We start from the raw sequence: 16,704 nt of genomic DNA, 5'->3' as shown, positions 1-16,704 counted from the left end.
AGACGGCCTCGGCCCGGCGGGGCTGGCGTCACTCACTGTGGCTATCGCGTAGCGCGCACCCACGGCCATGCACCCACCGGGACCGAGAGGTCACAAACCTATCCAGGGCTGCACAAGAAAGGGTCCTCTAATGAGCACCGAAGCGTATGTGTACGACGCGATCCGCACCCCGCGCGGACGCGGCAAGGCGAACGGCGCCCTGCACGGCACCAAGCCCATCGACCTCGTCGTCGGACTCATCCACGAGCTCCGGAGCCGCTTCCCGGACCTCGACCCGGCCGCGATCGACGACATCGTGCTCGGTGTCGTCGGCCCGGTCGGCGACCAGGGCTCGGACATCGCGCGGATCGCCGCCATCGCGGCCGGACTGCCCGACACGGTGGCGGGCGTCCAGGAGAACCGCTTCTGTGCCTCCGGTCTCGAAGCCGTCAACTTGGCCGCGATGAAGGTCCGTTCGGGATGGGAGGACCTGGTGCTGGCGGGCGGGGTCGAGTCGATGTCGCGGGTGCCGATGGCCTCCGATGGCGGCGCCTGGTTCGCCGACCCGATGACCAACATCGCCACCAACTTCGTCCCCCAGGGCATCGGCGCCGACCTCATCGCCACCATCGAGGGCTTTACGCGCCGCGACGTCGACGAGTACGCGGCCCTGTCCCAGGAGCGTGCCGCGGCGGCCTGGAAGGACGGCCGCTTCGAGCGGTCCGTCGTGCCGGTGAAGGACCGCAGCGGACTCGTCGTGCTGGACCATGACGAGCACCTGCGCCCCGGCACCACCGCTGACTCTCTGGCGGGCCTCAAGCCGTCGTTCGCGGACATCGGTGACCTGGGCGGCTTCGACGCCGTGGCGCTGCAGAAGTACCACTGGGTGGAGAAGATCGACCACGTTCATCACGCGGGCAACTCCTCCGGCATCGTGGACGGCGCCTCGCTGGTGGCGGTCGGTTCGCGCGAGGTGGGGGAGCGGTACGGGCTGACGCCGCGCGCCCGGATCGTCGCCGCCGCCGTCTCCGGCTCCGAGCCCACGATCATGCTCACCGGGCCCGCGCCCGCGACCCGCAAGGCGCTCGCCAAGGCCGGACTGACCATCGACGACATCGACCTGGTCGAGATCAACGAAGCCTTCGCCGCCGTCGTCCTCCGCTTCGTCAAGGACATGGGCCTGTCCCTGGACAAGGTCAACGTCAACGGCGGAGCGATCGCACTCGGTCACCCCTTGGGCGCCACCGGAGCGATGATCCTCGGCACCCTCGTCGACGAACTGGAGCGCCAGGACAAGCGGTTCGGCCTCGCCACGCTCTGCGTCGGCGGTGGTATGGGCATCGCCACGATCGTCGAGCGTCTGTAGTACGTCCTGTCCGTCCCGTCCCCCTCCTATGGCCCCCACCGCCCTTGCGGCGTCCCCTTTACGGAGCAACAGCCATGACCGAGAGCACCATCCGCTGGGAACAGGACAGGACCGGCGTCGTCACCCTCGTCCTCGACGACCCGAACCAGTCCGCGAACACCATGAACCAGGCGTTCCGGGAGTCGCTCACCACGATCGCCGACCGGCTGGAGGCCGAGCAGGACTCCATCCGCGGCATCATCTTCACCTCCGCCAAGAAGACCTTCTTCGCGGGCGGCGACCTGCGTGAACTGATCGCGGTCACCCCGGAGAACGCCCAGTACGCCTTCGAGCGGGGCATGGCCATCAAGCGCGACCTCCGCCGTATCGAGACGCTGGGCAAGCCCGTCGTCGCCGCGATGAACGGCGCCGCCCTGGGCGGCGGTTACGAGATCGCCCTGGCCTCGCACCACCGCATCGCCCTCGACGCCCCCGGCTCCAAGATCGGCTGCCCCGAGGTCACCCTCGGCCTGCTGCCCGGAGGCGGCGGCGTCGTCAGGACCGTACGCCTCCTGGGCATCGCCGACGCCCTGCTCAAGGTGCTCCTCCAGGGCACCCAGTACAGCCCGCAGCGTGCGCTCGAGAACGGCCTCGTCCACGAAGTGGCCACCACACAGGAGGAGTTGCTCGCCAAGGCCCGCGCCTTCATCGAGGCCAACCCGGAGTCCTCGCAACCCTGGGACAAGCCCGGCTACCGCATCCCCGGCGGCACACCGTCCAGCCCCAAGTTCGCGGCGAACCTGCCCGCCTTCCCGGCGACCCTGCGCAAGCAGACGGGCGGCGCGCCCTATCCGGCCCCGCGCAACATCCTCGCGGCGGCGGTCGAGGGCTCCCAGGTGGACTTCGAGACCGCGCAGGTCATCGAGTCGCGTTACTTCGTGGAGCTGGCCGCGGGCCAGACCTCCAAGAACATGATCCAGGCCTTTTTCTTCGACCTCCAGGCCGTCAACTCCGGCGCCAACCGCCCCAAGGGCATCGAGCCGCGCCAGGTCCGCAAGGTAGCCGTCCTGGGCGCCGGAATGATGGGCGCCGGCATCGCGTACTCGTGTGCACGCGCGGGCATCGACGTCGTCCTCAAGGACGTCTCGGCCGAGGCGGCGGCCAAGGGCAAGAGCTACTCCGAGAAGCTCTGCGCCAAGGCCGTCTCCCGGGGACGTACCACCCAGGACAAGGCCGACGCGCTCCTCGCCCGCATCACCCCCACCGCCGACCCGCAGGACCTCGCCGCCTGCGACGCCGTGATCGAGGCCGTCTTCGAGGACCCGGCGCTCAAGCACAAGGTGTTCCAGGAGATCCAGCACATCGTCGAGCCGGACGCGCTGCTGTGCTCCAACACCTCGACGCTGCCGATCACCGCCCTCGCCGAAGGCGTCGAGCGGCAGGCCGACTTCATCGGGCTGCACTTCTTCTCGCCCGTCGACAAGATGCCGCTCGTCGAGATCATCAAGGGCGAACGAACCGGCGAGGAAGCCCTCGCGCGGGCCTTCGACCTCGTACGGCAGATCAAGAAGACCCCGATCGTCGTCAACGACTCGCGCGGCTTCTTCACCTCCCGGGTCATCGGGCACTTCCTCGACGAGGGCGTGGCGATGGTCGGCGAGGGCATCGAGCCAGCCTCCGTCGAGCAGGCCGCGGCCCAGTCGGGCTATCCGGCCAAGGTCCTCTCGCTCATGGACGAGCTGACGCTCACCCTGCCGCGCAAAATCCGCGCCGAGACGAAGCGGGCCGTCGAGGAGTCCGGCGGCACCTGGGCGACGCATCCCGCCGAGGCGGTGATCGACCGCATGGTCGACGAGTTCGGACGTACGGGCCGCAGCGGCGGCGCGGGCTTCTACGAGTACGCCGACGGGAAGCGCACGGGCCTGTGGCCCGGACTGCGGGAGCACTTCACGCGCGAGGGCGCCGAGATCCCGTTCAAGGACATGCAGGAACGCATGCTCTTCGCCGAGGCGCTGGACACGGTCAGGCTCATCGAGGAGGGCGTCCTGACGTCCGTCGCCGACGCCAACATCGGGTCCATCCTCGGGATCGGCTTCCCCGGCTGGACCGGTGGCGTCCTGCAGTACATCAACGGCTACGACGGCTACGCCGGGGCAGGTGCCGGGCTGCCCGGATTCGTGGCACGCGCGCGCGAGCTCGCCGAGCGCTACGGGGAGCGGTTCACGCCGCCGGCGCTGCTCGTCGAGAAGGCGGAGAAGGGGGAGCGGTTCAGCGACGCGTGAGGTGAGTACGGTGCGATCGAGGGCCGTTTCGGGAGACCGGAACGGCCCCGTTCAGCGGGGGCTGCTGAGCCACTCCCGCAGCTCCGCGTTGAGCGAGCGCTGGAACGTGGTCAGCAATGCCTGCACCACCAGAGGCTGCATATGGGCGGAGAGCGACTTCACGTCCTGCGCCGCGCGTTCGGAAACCTCGTCGCGGAAGAGTCGCGACAGCTCGTGCGCGGCGGCACGCGAGTGCTCGATGAGGACGCCGCGCGCCGCGAGGATCGCCTCGTGCGACAGCGGTACGTCCAGCAGCCCGACCCCCAGCCGCAGCAGGCCGAGGTCGACGCGGTAGTCACCGTCGCCGGCCTCGATCACACCCATCGCCGCCAGTCGCTCCACGTCGTCGTCGCCGAGCGCGCGCCCCGCCCGCCGCTCCAGCTCCGCCCGCGTCACCGTTTCCACGGCGTCCGGAGCCCAGGACGCCACCACTGCCCGGTGAATGGCGAGGTCACGGGCGTCCAGATCCGGCGGCAGCTGCTGCAGATACCGCTCGATGGCCGCGAGTGTCATGCCCTGCTGCTGCAACTCCTCGATCAGCGCCAGCCGGGAGAGGTGCTCCGGGCCGTAGTGCCCCACCCGGCGCGGACCGATCACGGGCGGCGGGAGCAGACCCTTCGTGCTGTAGAAGCGGACCGTGCGCACCGTGACACCCGCCCGCGCGGCCAGTTCGTCGACGGTGAGCTTCGGCTCCTCGATGTCCGTCGTCATGGCCTGCTCCTTCGCGTACTGCGACTGCTGCGGTCCCCCGCCCGGGTGCGGTGCAACAGTATTGCTGTCTCACCAGCGCTGGGAAAGCGCCGTGGGCGGGCAGCTCACCAGCTCACCGCCCGCCCACCGTCGCCTCGCCTGATTTATTGCTCGCTCTCGTGCTCCTTCTCGTGCCCGTGCCCCTTCTTGTGCTTGTGCTCGTCCCCGTGATCGTGCACGCCGTTCGTCGCGGCGATCTCCTTCCAGGACTTCGGCTGGTCCGGAGCCGTCCCGGTCAGCGGCGCGATCGAGGCCTCCCGGGCCGCGGGCGCGCTCGGCTTCGAGGGCTGGTAGAGCCAGGTGTCGAAGAGGGCGGCAAGCGGCCGGCCGGAGATCCGCTCGGCGTACTTCACGAACTCGCCGACCGTCGCGTTGCCGTGCGCGTGCTCCTTCGGCCAGCCCCTCAGGATGGCGAAGAAGTCCTCGTCGCCGATCTCGTTGCGCAGGGCCTGGAGGGCCAGGGCGCCCCGGTCGTACACCGCGAGATGGAACTGGTTCTCCGGCCCCGGATCCCCGGGCCGGACCTTCCAGAACGGGTCGTCGGCCGGAAGCGACGCGTACACATAGTCCGCGAGCTCCTGCGCCGTCCCCTCGCCCTCGTGCTCCGACCACAGCCACTGCGCATACCGCGCGAAGCCCTCGTTGATCCAGATGTCCTTCCAGCCGGCGACGGACACGAGGTTGCCGTACCACTGGTGGGCCAGCTCATGGACGACCACCGACACGTTCGTACCGTTCGCGAACTGGCGCGGGCTGTAGAAGGGCCGCGTCTGGGTCTCCAGCGCGTACCCGGTCTCGGTGGTGTTCGGGACGTAGCCGCCGAGCGCGTTGAACGGGTACGGCCCGAAGTACTCCGTCAGCCAGTCGGCGACCTCCCCGGTGCGCTCGATGCTCGCGCGCGCCGCCCCGTAGTGGTCGCCGAGTTCCTTGCTGTACGCGTTGACGATCGGGATGCCGCTCTCCGACTTGCCGGTCGTGACGTCGAACTTCCCGATCGCCAGCGTGGCGAGATACGTGGCCTGCGGCTTGTTGGACCGCCAGTTGAAGCGCGTCCAGCCGGCCCGTGAACTCGTCGACTGGAGCGTGCCGTTGGAGATCGCCTGCGAACCGTCCGGCACCGCCACCGACACGTCGTAGGTGGCCTTGTCCAGCGGATGGTCGTTGCTCGGGAACCACCACCAGGCCGCCTCGGGTTCGTTCGCCCCGACGCCGCCGTCCGCGGTGCGGTGCCAACTGGTGAAGCCGTACGCCGACTTCGAGGACGGCACCCCGCTGTAGCGCACCACGACGGTGACGGGCGTGCCCTTGGGCAGCGGCGTCTTCGGCGTGACCTCCAGTTCATGCTCATCGGAGGTCTTGAACGACGCCTTGGCGCCGTTGACCCGCACCTCGCTCACGTCGAGCAGAAAGTCCAGATTGAACCGCGACAAGTCCTGCGTGGTGGTGGCGAGGAGAGTCGCCGTGCCCTCCAACTTGTCTGTTTCCGGTCGGTACTTGAGCCGGAGGTCGTAGTGCGAGACGTCGTATCCGCCGTTGCCGTAGGCCGGGTAGTAGGGGTCGCCGATGCCCGGCGCTCCAGGCTCGTAGTCGGCCGCCGATGCCGGGATCGCCAGCATCAGAGAGACCGCGAGTGCGCCCGGGGCGATGATTCTGCGGTGCACGTTCAGCTCCAAGTCGTGGGGGCATGAAGTCTGTTCGGACCCTATTCAGTCCCTGTGGTCCCTGTCGTGTCCACGGCCGCCCCTGTCACACGATCGCCATTCGGCCGACATGAGCTACTTCATCCCACGGGCCTTTCTGACACCTCCTCACCGCAGGACCCGTTCGGCCCCTCGGCTCCCCAAAGTCCCCCTTTCGCCCAGGAGTTGACCGGGGTACCTTCCGGCCATGCCGATACGTGCGCGCGTCATGCGCTTCAGGACCTGGAGAACGCTCGCGACGGCGGCCACCGCCGCCCTGATGGCCACACTCCTCACCCCGGCCGCCGCGCAGAGCGCCCCGCGGGAGAGTAAGCCCGTGTACTCGTACGACAACGCGATACGCGAATCCGTCTGGGTGGACACCCGGCTCGACGGCGACAAGGACGGGAAGACCGACCGCGTCGCCGTCGACATCGTCAGGCCCCGCGAACTCGCCCGGCAGGGGCGGAAGATACCCGTGATCATGGACGCCAGCCCGTACTACTCCTGCTGCGGGCGCGGCAACGAGAGCCAGAAGAAGACGTACGACGCGAACGGCAACGTCGTCCAGATGCCGCTGTACTACGACAACTACTTCGTGCCGCGCGGCTACGCCTTCGTCGGCGTCGACTTCGCCGGCACCAACCGCTCCGACGGCTGCGTGGACGTCGGCGGACGCTCCGACGTCCAGTCCGCGAAGGCCGTCGTCGACTGGCTGAACGGCCGCGCCAAGGGCTACACCTCCCGCACGGGCAGTACGAAGGCCAAGGCGGACTGGACCAACGGCAAGACCGGCATGATCGGCAAGAGTTACGACGGAACCGTGGCCAACGGCGTCGCCGCGACCGGAGTCGAGGGCCTGGAGACGATCGTCCCGATCGGGGCCATCTCCTCCTGGTACGACTACTACTTCGCCAAGGGTGCCCCGCTGTACGACTCCGGACCCGACTGGCTGTCCAACTACGTCGAGAGCCCCGACGCCCGCGCCAAGTGCGCCGCCGTGCAGCAGAAACTCGTCGAAGGAGCCCCGCGCACCGGCGACTGGACGAAGCTGTGGACCGAGCGCGACCACGTGAAGGACGCCCACAAGGTCGACGCGAGCGTGTTCGTCATCCATGGCATGCAGGACCTCAACGTCCGCGCCAAGCACTTCGGCCAGTGGTGGGACGCCCTCGCGAAGAACGGTGTCGAGCGCAAGATCTGGCTGTCGCAGACCGGCCACGTCGACCCCTTCGACTTCCGCCGCGCCGAGTGGGTGGACACCCTGCACCGCTGGTTCGACCATGAACTCCTCGGCTACGACAACGGCATCGACGACGAGCCGATGGCCGACATCGAGCGCGCCCCGGACAAGTGGGAGACGTCGCGCGTCTGGCCGCCCCGCGGCACCGACACCGTGAGCCTGCGCCCCGGCAAGGGCGAGCAGGCGGGCGTCGGCACCCTTGGGCTGCGTACCGGATCGGGCACCGAGACCTTCACCGACGACCCGAGCCAGGACGAGACCGACTGGGCCGCGCAGATCGACCAGTCCACGCCCAGTAAGGCCGGATTCATCACCAAGCCGCTCACCCGAGACCTCCGGCTGTCCGGTTCCTCCAAGGTGACCGTCACCGCCACGCCGAGCACCTCAACCGCCCATCTGTCCGCGGTACTTGTCGACCTCGGCCCGGACACCATCCGCGACTACGCCGACGCGGGCGAGGGCATCACCACGCTCACCGACCGCACCTGCTGGGGTCCGAGCACCACGGGTGACAGCTCCTGCTTCAAGGAGACGAAGGCCAAGACCGCGGACGTCGACTACACGGTGTTCAGCCGTGGCTGGGCCGACCTCGGCAACCACGCCTCCGACCTGAAGGGCGTCCCGCTCACGCCGGGCAAGCCATACACCATCAGCCTCGACCTGCACGCGAGCGACCACGTCGTCCCGGCCGGGCACCGTCTCGCGCTGATCGTCGCGGGCACCGACAAGGACCTCATCGATCCGCCGTCGACCAAGCCGACACTGAAGCTCGACCTGTCCCGTACGTGGGCCCGTGTCCCGTTCGTCGGAGGCGCCAAGGCCTTCTCGGGCGCCACCAAGGGATCCCCGCACGTCAGCCCGGAGGCTAGGCTCGACGGAGTCGACGAGCCTCGGACCCCGCAGCGGGTGCCGGGAGACAGCCGCTGAGCAGTGTTGGGAACGGCGGCACCTGTGGTAGTTCCTAGGGGCGCAACAAAGAACTAGTAGCGCAACAAGGAACATGTGTTTCCGATCGGTTTTCAGGGGAAGGTGCCGCCGATGACAGAAGACCTGAAGCAGAGGGGAGGCCTGGGAGGTTCTTCGGACATCCCAGGCGGCCCCGGCCACGAAACCGACCGTGTGGTGTTCGGCGTCACCGCAGCGCTCACCGTGGCCTTTGTTATCTGGGGCGCAGTCGCCACCGACTCACTGGAAAGCGCCTCGAGCAAGATGCTCGACGGCCTGATGCACAACGGCGGCTGGGCGTTCGTGCTCGCCGCCTCCGGTTTTGTCGTCTTCGCGCTCTGGCTGGCGGTCAGCCGCTACGGCAGGATCCACCTGGGCACCGAGGGTGAGGAGCCCGAGTTCCGTACCGTTTCCTGGGTCGCGATGATGTTCAGCGCCGGTATGGGCATCGGCCTGATGTTCTACGGGGTGAGCGAGCCGCTCTCGCACTACAACACACCCCCGCCGGGCACCAGCCCCGCCGACTCCGCGGAACGTATGGAGACGGCGATGGCCACCACGCTCTTCCACTGGACCCTGCATCCATGGGCGATCTACGCGGTGGTCGGCCTCGCCATCGCCTACAGCACCTTCCGCAAACGCCGGCGCCAGACGATCAGCGCGGTGTTCACCCCGCTCATCGGTGAAAAGCACGCCAACGGCCACGCGGGCCGGGCGATCGACATCCTCGCGATCATCGCCACCGTCTTCGGCTCCGCGACCTCACTGGGCCTCGGCGCGCTCCAGATCGGCTCCGGAATCACGGAGGTGAACTGGATGGACAACGTGAGCACCGGACTGCTTATCGTCATCATCGCCGTGCTGACGCTGGCCTTCGTCGCCTCGGCCATCTCGGGCATCGAGCGCGGCATCCAGTGGCTGTCCAACATCAACATGGTGCTGGCGCTGTTGCTCGCCCTGTTCGTGTTCATCGCAGGCCCGACCGTCATCGTCCTCGATCTGCTGCCCACTTCGGTGTTCTCCTTCGTGGGCGACCTGCCGCAGCTCGCCGGCCGCACCGACGCCAGCGGCGGCGAGGGAACCGCAGACTGGTTGAGCGGCTGGACCGTCTTCTACTGGGCGTGGTGGATCTCCTGGACGCCGTTCGTCGGCATGTTCATCGCCCGCATCAGCCGCGGCCGGACCATCCGGCAGTTCATCGGCGGCGTCATCCTCGTACCCAGCACGGTCAGCCTCGTCTGGTTCGCCATCTTCGGCGGTTCCGCGATGAAGCTGCAGGAGGCCGGCCGGCTCGGCGAAGAGGCGACGCCCGAGGGCCAACTCTTCGGCGTTCTGCAGGAGTACCCCATCGCGACGGTCACCAGCCTGCTCGTGATGATCCTGGTCGGCATCTTCTTCGTCTCCGGAGCCGACGCCGCGTCCATCGTGATGGGCACGCTCTCCCAGAAGGGCGCCCTCGAACCCGGCCGTCTCGTCGTGGTGTTCTGGGGCGTGGTGACCGGGGCCGTCGCCGCGATCATGCTGCTCATCGGCAGCGGCAAGGGGGACGCCCTCCAGGGCCTGCAGTACCTCACGATCCTCGCTGCCGCTCCCTTCGTCCTGGTCATGATCGGGATGTGTCTCGCCCTGATGAAGGATCTGCGCAAGGACCCGGTCATCGTGCGCAGTGCGATGGGTTCCGAGGCCGTCGAACTCGCCGTGATCGAGGGGCACAAGCAGTACGACGGGGACTTTGGGATCCGGGTTGGGCCCGGGCCCGGTACCGACACGGAGGGAGACCCGCTCGGGCACGAGCACCGGTAGCTCCGCTGGTTGAGCAGGGGAACTGCGGTCGGCTGTTGGCTGCGGGTCGTACGTGGCTGGTCGCGCAGTTCCCCGCGCCCCTAGAAAGAGGCCTTCGGCCTTCTTTTTAGGGGCGCGGTACCGACCGTCCACTTAGCGGGAGGCGAGCTCCGCCGCCTCCCGTGCGCAGCCCCACGCCACTGTTACGCCCGCCCCGCCGTGGCCGTAGTTGTGCACCAACACCCGGCCGGTGGGCAGGAGTTCACGCTCCAGCCGCACCGCTTCACGGGCCGGCCTCAGGCCCACCCGGTGGTCGATGATCCGGGCTCCGGCGATCTCCGGCCGCAGTGCGGCACACCGCCGTACGATCGCTTCGGCCACGGCGGGATCGGGCGTCAGAGACCAGTCGCCGTCATCCGTGGTCCCGCCGAGGATCAGACCGCCCGGCTGCGGAAAGTAGTACGTCGCCTTGGAGCCGGCGTCCCCCGAGGTCAGCCAAGTAGTCACCCCAGGGTTCTCCACCACCACCAACTGCCCCCGCACCGGCCACATCCCCGGATCCGGTACGAGCTCCCGGGCGCCCAAGCCCGTGCAGTTGACGACGACCGGCGCCGGGACCTCCGCGAGATCCGTGACGTATCGCTCCTCGACCGTTCCCCCGGCCCTGGCGAACCGCTCGCGGAGCCAGGCCAGATGGACGGGCATGTCGATCAGCGGCAGCCGCGCCCACAATCCCACCCCGGCGTACTCTCCGGCCGTCGCCGCCCGCAGCCCCGGCACCCGCGCGGCCCACGCCCCGAGCCCGTCCAGCACTGTCTCGCCATGTACGCCCTCGACCATGCGTACGCCCGTCTCCTCGGGCCGCGCCGCCAACTCCTCGTACACGGACAGGGATTGGAGCGCCCACTCGCCGACGAGTACCTCTGGCTCGATCCGGTACGGCCACCACAGAGCGCCGGCAACAGCCGAGGTTGTCCGCTCGGCGGGCTCCCGCGTCCAGACCCGTATGCGCCTGCCGCTCTCCGCGAGGACGACGGCCGTCGTGAGTCCTATGACACCGCTGCCGACCACGATCACGTCATCGTTCCGCTCACTGTTCACAGCCGGACGCTAACGGAATCCGTCATGCCGTGCTCACATCACTGCCAGTCTGGGGATACTCACAGCATGTCTGCCGAGTACGCGACCTTCGGCCTGGCACCGGCTATGCGCGCCGGTGGAGTCCTCACCAACGGTGACTACCAAGTGCACCGGGATTTCGTGGACTTCATCGTCGACGGACGGCCGCTGCTGTTCCAGCTCTCCGACCTCGACGCCGTCTCCCCGCTCGCCTCCGACATACCGCCCGCGATCTTCAGTGCGCAGGTGCGCAGTCTCCTGCTGGAAGCCGACGCTCCCTTGGCGTGCGGACGGTACGTCATCTACGGCTGTCCGGAGTGCGAGGACCTCGCCTGCGGTGCCGTCACCGCCGTGATCGAGAGACGCGACGACGACTATGTGTGGCGCGACTTCGCCTGGCAGACGGACGAGCGGGCGGATCTGGAGCTCAACGGCTACCACGGGATAGGGCCGTTCCGCTTCCGCGGCACCGAGTACCGCGCCGCGCTGGGTTCCCTGCTGACGAGCCCCGGCCTCACCGCCGCCGGTGGCGAACGCCGCCGGGTCCTGCTCATCGGCACCCGAGCCGCCGTCCTCACCAAACTCGCCGCCGCCCTGCGCATCATCGGCATCGGCGCCGAAACCACCCAGGACGCCACCGACATCCCCGCCGACGAGCTACGCACCTACGGCGCCGTCGCCTTCGGCCGCGCCGTCACCGACCAGGAACGCGCCGCCGTACGCCAGTCCTTCGACCGCGCAGGCGTCGAGGTCGCGTACGTAGACGGCCTCGCCCCGATAGTCCCGCTCCTGGTAGCCCAGATCGAACACGCCCTGGACCGCAGCCCCCAGGAACAACGCCGCCTCACCCGCCTGACCGCCACAGACGGCGAGGCAAACGTCGAGGTCACGTCCGCCTGCCGGGTCCAGCTGACCGCGTACCGCTTGGACAGGCTGTACCGCACACACGCGTACGAGCTCTTCGACGGTGTGCTGGAGGCGGGCGAACACCGGCTCACGCTGCACGCGAAGGCGACGAAGGGGGAGTCCTTCATCGTGGCGCGGACTTCGGGGAGTGTGTTGGTGGAGGCGATGGGGGGCTGAGGGGGTCGGCTCCCGCGCCGGACGGTGCCCGTTGCGGCGGGGGCGGCCTGCCCAGATTCAGCCCCTTGGGGGCACCTCCCAGGGGTAGCTGGGGGAGCTTGAGGAGCGGGGGTCTGGGGGTGGCCCCCGAAACGGGGCGCGGGGCGGAGCCTCGAGCGGGTCCGGGGCAGAGTCCCGAGCGCGGGGCCGGGGGTGAAGCGCCGAGCGGCGGGGCCGGGGGCGGAGCCCTGAAGGGGTTTGGGGGGAGTCCCGAGTGGATCTGGGGTGGAGTCCCGAGCGCGGGGCCGGGGGTGAAGCGCCGAGCGGCGGGGCCGGGGGCGGAGCCCTGAAGGGGTTTGGGGGGAGTCCCGAGTGGATCTGGGGTGGAGTCCCGAGCGCGGGGCCGGGGGTGAAGCGCCGAGCGGCGGGGCCGGGGGCGGAGCCCTGAAGGGGTCTGGGGGGGAGAGTCCCGAGTGGATCTGGGGTGGAGTCCCGAGCGCGGGGCCGGGGGTGGAGTCCCGAGCGGCGGGGCCGGGGGCGGAGCCCTGAAAGGGTTCGGGGCGGAGCCCCGAGCAGGGCCTGGGCGGCGTCCCGAGCGAGTCCAGGGGCGGAGCCCCGAGCAGGGTCCGGGGCAGAGTCCCGAAGGGGTCCGGGCGCAGCTCCCAGCGGTGCCGGGGGCGCAACCCGGAGCGGGGTCTGGGGCGCAGCCCCCAGCGGGGTCCAGGGGCGGAGCCCCTTGGTATGGGACGGGTAAGGGCGGTGGGGGCGAAATCCGCAGGGCCGGGCCGACGCAGAGCCACAGCATCCGCCCCGGCTGCGCCCCCTGCGAGCCGCGGGAAACCCAGGCGCCCGCCCCCTCGACGGGCGATTAGGATCAGCGCCTGATGACTGCCACCCTCGTCGCCAAGAACCTCGCCGCCGGTCACGGTGACCGTTCGCTCTTCGCCGGGCTCGACCTCGTGGTCGCCCCCGGCGATGTGATCGGACTCGTCGGTGCCAACGGCGCGGGCAAGTCCACCCTGCTCCGCATGCTCGCGGGGCTGCTCAAACCCGAGCAGGGCGAGCTCCGGCTCTCCCCGCCGACCGCCACCGTCGGACACCTGCCACAGGAGCCGGAACGCCGACCGGGCGAGACCGTACGGCAGTTCCTCGCCCGCCGCACCGGCGTGGCGGAGGCCCAGCGCGTGATGGACGAGGCCACGCAGGCGCTCGTCGACGGAGCACCGGGTGCCGACGACGCGTACGCCACGAGCCTGGAGCGCTGGCTCGACCTCGGCGGCGCCGACCTGGACGAACGAGCCGACCAGGTCGCCGACTCGCTCGGCCTCGGCGTCGACCTGAACCAGCCCATGACCTCCCTCTCCGGCGGCCAGGCGGCCCGCGCCTCACTCGCCTCCCTCCTCCTCTCCCGCTACGACGTCTTCCTCCTCGACGAGCCCACCAACGACCTCGACCTGGACGGACTGGAACGCCTCGAACGCTTCGTCTCCGGTCTGCGCGCAGGCACCGTCGTCGTCAGCCACGACCGCGAGTTCCTCACCCGCACCGTCACCAAGGTCCTCGAACTCGACCTCGCACAGCAGCAGATCAGGCTGTACGGCGGCGGATACGAGGCCTATCTCGAGGAACGGGACGTCGCGCGCAGGCACGCCCGCGAGGACTACGAGGAGTACGCCGACAAGCGCGCCGCACTCGCCGAGCGCGCCCAGATGCAGCGCTCCTGGATGGACAAGGGCGTCAAGAACGCCCGGCGCAAGGCGAGCAACGACAACGACAAGATCGGCCGCAAGTTCCGCAGCGAGGCCAGCGAGAAGCAGGCCGCGAAGGCCCGGCAGACCCAGCGCATGATCGAACGGCTCGACGTCGTCGAGGAGCCGCGCAAGGAGTGGGAGCTGCGCATGGAGATCGCGGCCGCCCCGCGCTCGGGGGCCGTGGTCGCCACCTTGCGCGACGCGGAGGTACGACGCGGCGACTTCGTACTCGGCCCGGTGACGCTGCAGATCGACTGGGCGGACCGCGTGGCCGTCACCGGCGCCAACGGCGCGGGCAAGTCCACGCTCTTGGGCGCCCTGCTGGGACGCGTACCCGTGGACGCGGGCCACGCCTCCCTGGGCTCCGGCGTCCTGATCGGCGAGGTCGACCAGGCCCGCGCACTGTTCTACGGCTCCGAGTCCCTGCTGGACGCGTTCTGCGCGGCGGTCCCGGACACCGAACCGGCCGAAGTCCGCACGCTCCTGGCCAAGTTCGGCCTCACAGCTCACCACGTCCTGCGCCCGGCGGCCACCCTCTCACCCGGCGAACGCACCCGCGCCGCCCTGGCCCTCCTCCAGGGCCGAGGCGTCAACCTCCTGGTCCTGGACGAGCCGACGAACCACCTCGACCTGCCGGCCATCGAGCAACTGGAATCAGCCCTCGACGCGTACGAGGGCACCCTGCTCCTGGTCACCCACGACCGCCGCATGCTGGACGCAATCCACGTCACCCGCCGCCTGGACGTCACCAACGGCAAGGTAACGGAACGCTAGGAGTCAGCCCCTGTCCCGCAGCAGCGCACAGACGAAGTTCTCCTGTACGGCGCGCAGTTGGCGCAGCAGGTCGGGCTTCAGGGCCTGGTTGATCTGGGTGGTGGCGGAGAAGGTCAGCGACCGGCGACCATCCGGCGTGGCCGCGATCAGCTGCGTATAGCCGAGCGTGTTGCCGGTGTGGCCCAGCACCACCCCGCACCGGGTCGTGTACCGGAAGATGGCGAGTCCCGCGTCGTTACGCCCCGGCCCGGCGGGTTCGGACGCGGCTCCGGGGATCCAGCGCCGCTGCTCCCGGACGACATCGTCGCCGTACAGCCGCCCTCCGGCGTAGCCGCGGATGAACCGGGTCATGTCGGCGGGCGGGGAGACGATGCCGCCCGAAGCCCATACGCCGGACATGCTCAGGACCTCGCTGACGTCCTCAGGCGGCTCGGGCGGGCTCACGTCGTAGCCGTGCAGATAGGGCTCCGGCATCCGGTAGCCCTGAGGCAGGCTGGTGTCACGCAGGCCCAGCGGCCGGTACACCAACTCCTTCAGCAGCCGCTCGTACCTGACGCCGGTCGCCGCTTCCGCCATCAGGGCGACAGCGATGTTGTCGGAGTTGGAGTACTCGTACCGGGAGCCGGGCCGGAAGCGCAGCGGCTCGTCGGCGACGAAGTCGAGCAGCCGGCGGGAGTCGAAGCGGTGCCGGGGATCGGCCTGAACCGTCTCCACGAACGCCGGAGCCTGCGAGTAGTCGGGCAGTCCGCTGGTGTGGTTCAGCAACTGGCGCAGCGTAACGGCGCCCCACGACTCGGGCAGACGGGGCAGCCGCTCGCCCAAGGTGTCGTCCAGACGCAATTCGCCGCGCTGGACGAGGGACAGCGCCACCGCACCGCTGAACGCCTTGGCCGCGCTGGCGATGCGCATGTGGTCATCAGGGGCGGGTCGCCGACCCGTGGCCAGATCCGCGACCCCGGCCCGGACGACCCGCCTGTCCCTGCCGTCACGCAGAACGGCGATGACACCCGGCGGGCCACCCGGCGAGCGCACCAGCTCCTCCAACTGCTCCTGGAGTGGGCCGCGGGGGTGCGGTCCGGGCGGCGCGGCGGCACCGGCGGCGGCCGGGGACAGCAAGGTCAGACAGACGGCGATGAGGGAGGCCGCACCCAGACGGGGCCCGAGCGGGGAACGACGGCGGGATGGAGTGGGGGACGGCATCAGCTCTCCCTGAACGACGGCGCGAACCCGGGGAATCCGGGCAATCCAGCTTCGCCCGCCAAGATCCAGGCAGCCGCTCGTGCTACTGCACTCGGCCCAACGGGCCCTACCCGCCGGACCGCCCAAGCCGTGTCCCGATCCCCGGGTAATCGACTACGAAGCCGTCCTCGTCGAACTCGATGTCGCTGCGAAAGTCCCCGGACACGAAGCGAATCTTGCCCTGGCCCAGGTGCGTGTAGGTCTGCGGCGACGGCAGTACGTCCAGCTCCGGCACCGAAACCAGCGCCATCAGGAACTCCCGTTCCCCGGACGCCTGATGGAGCCCATGCCGTAGCACCGGCATGGTGTTGGTGAGCGGGCAGGAGCCGAGGTCGCAGTCGAGAGCACCGTCGACATCGGGCAGACGGTCACCGTTCGCCGTCCACCGTCCCGCTCCGTCATGCCGCAGATCGAGCGTACGAGTACCGTCCGCGGACTCAGCGGTGACGTACAGCCGACGCGTCACGAACCCGTCGGCCGTGTCGAGCTCGTAGGAGATCCAGTACGGCTCCGGCACCGTCCCAACAGCACGCCCGCGCGCCGTAAGCCCACCGGCCCCCACTTCGACCCAGGCAGTCTCGTACCCAGTGCTGGCAATAACTTCCCAAGTGAGAACACGTGAGACGGACATACGCCCATTTTATAGAGCCGGGTTCGGACAGACGCCCCTCTAGGGGCGCGGGGAACTGCGCGACCAGCCACAACGGACCGGCAG

At 69.5% G+C, this 16,704-nt stretch carries 11 protein-coding genes; 6 read left to right on the top strand and 5 right to left on the bottom strand.

From position 1 onward, the window contains the following. Positions 1–130: 130 nt before the first annotated feature. Both OHT21_RS06435 and OHT21_RS06430 read left to right on the top strand, forming a co-directional pair. Entirely contained in the window at positions 131–1,345 is a 1,215-nt protein-coding gene (locus OHT21_RS06435) for an acetyl-CoA C-acetyltransferase (RefSeq protein WP_328767274.1), read from the top strand. A gap of 74 nt (positions 1,346–1,419) precedes the next feature. Further along, entirely contained in the window at positions 1,420–3,606 is a 2,187-nt protein-coding gene (locus OHT21_RS06430) for a 3-hydroxyacyl-CoA dehydrogenase NAD-binding domain-containing protein (protein ID WP_328767273.1), read from the top strand. Positions 3,607–3,657: 51 nt separating this feature from the next. Here OHT21_RS06430 and OHT21_RS06425 read toward each other — a convergent pair whose 3' ends face one another. Both OHT21_RS06425 and OHT21_RS06420 read right to left on the bottom strand, forming a co-directional pair. Beyond that, a complete protein-coding gene (locus tag OHT21_RS06425) occupies positions 3,658–4,356 on the bottom strand; it encodes a MerR family transcriptional regulator (RefSeq protein WP_328767272.1) in 699 nt (232 codons plus the stop codon). Positions 4,357–4,499: 143 nt separating this feature from the next. Next, entirely contained in the window at positions 4,500–6,056 is a 1,557-nt protein-coding gene (locus OHT21_RS06420) for a M1 family metallopeptidase (protein WP_328767271.1), read from the bottom strand. Positions 6,057–6,282: 226 nt separating this feature from the next. Here OHT21_RS06420 and OHT21_RS06415 point away from each other — a divergent pair, with 226 nt between their 5' ends. Both OHT21_RS06415 and OHT21_RS06410 read left to right on the top strand, forming a co-directional pair. Continuing rightward, on the top strand, positions 6,283–8,244 hold the full coding sequence (locus tag OHT21_RS06415) for a Xaa-Pro dipeptidyl-peptidase (protein WP_328767270.1): 1,962 nt from the start codon (positions 6,283–6,285) through the stop codon (positions 8,242–8,244). 111 nt (positions 8,245–8,355) lie between these two features. Then, entirely contained in the window at positions 8,356–10,065 is a 1,710-nt protein-coding gene (locus OHT21_RS06410) for a BCCT family transporter (RefSeq protein WP_328767269.1), read from the top strand. A gap of 132 nt (positions 10,066–10,197) precedes the next feature. Here the strand turns inward: OHT21_RS06410 and OHT21_RS06405 are convergent, their stop codons facing one another. Continuing rightward, positions 10,198–11,145, bottom strand: coding sequence for an FAD-dependent oxidoreductase (locus OHT21_RS06405; RefSeq protein WP_328767268.1), 948 nt, complete (start codon positions 11,143–11,145; stop codon positions 10,198–10,200). A gap of 66 nt (positions 11,146–11,211) precedes the next feature. Here OHT21_RS06405 and OHT21_RS06400 point away from each other — a divergent pair, with 66 nt between their 5' ends. Continuing rightward, a complete protein-coding gene (locus OHT21_RS06400; RefSeq protein WP_328767267.1) occupies positions 11,212–12,246 on the top strand; it encodes an oxidoreductase in 1,035 nt (344 codons plus the stop codon). Between the two features lie 863 nt (positions 12,247–13,109). Further along, positions 13,110–14,750, top strand: a complete 1,641-nt coding sequence (locus OHT21_RS06395; RefSeq protein ID WP_328767266.1) for an ABC-F family ATP-binding cassette domain-containing protein — start codon at positions 13,110–13,112, stop codon at positions 14,748–14,750. 3 nt (positions 14,751–14,753) lie between these two features. Here the strand turns inward: OHT21_RS06395 and OHT21_RS06390 are convergent, their stop codons facing one another. After that, positions 14,754–15,950: a serine hydrolase domain-containing protein gene (locus OHT21_RS06390; protein ID WP_328767265.1), complete on the bottom strand. Its 1,197-nt coding sequence runs from the start codon at positions 15,948–15,950 to the stop codon at positions 14,754–14,756. Positions 15,951–16,056: 106 nt separating this feature from the next. Continuing rightward, complete coding sequence (locus tag OHT21_RS06385; protein WP_328767264.1) at positions 16,057–16,620, bottom strand: putative glycolipid-binding domain-containing protein; 564 nt, start codon at positions 16,618–16,620, stop codon at positions 16,057–16,059. Positions 16,621–16,704 lie beyond the last annotated feature (84 nt).

Origin of the sequence: Streptomyces sp. NBC_00286, from assembly GCF_036173125.1 — a bacterium.
Lineage (GTDB): Bacteria > Actinomycetota > Actinomycetes > Streptomycetales > Streptomycetaceae > Streptomyces.
Note: the sequence above shows the minus strand (reverse complement) of the source record. Positions and strands in the feature narration are given on the sequence as shown.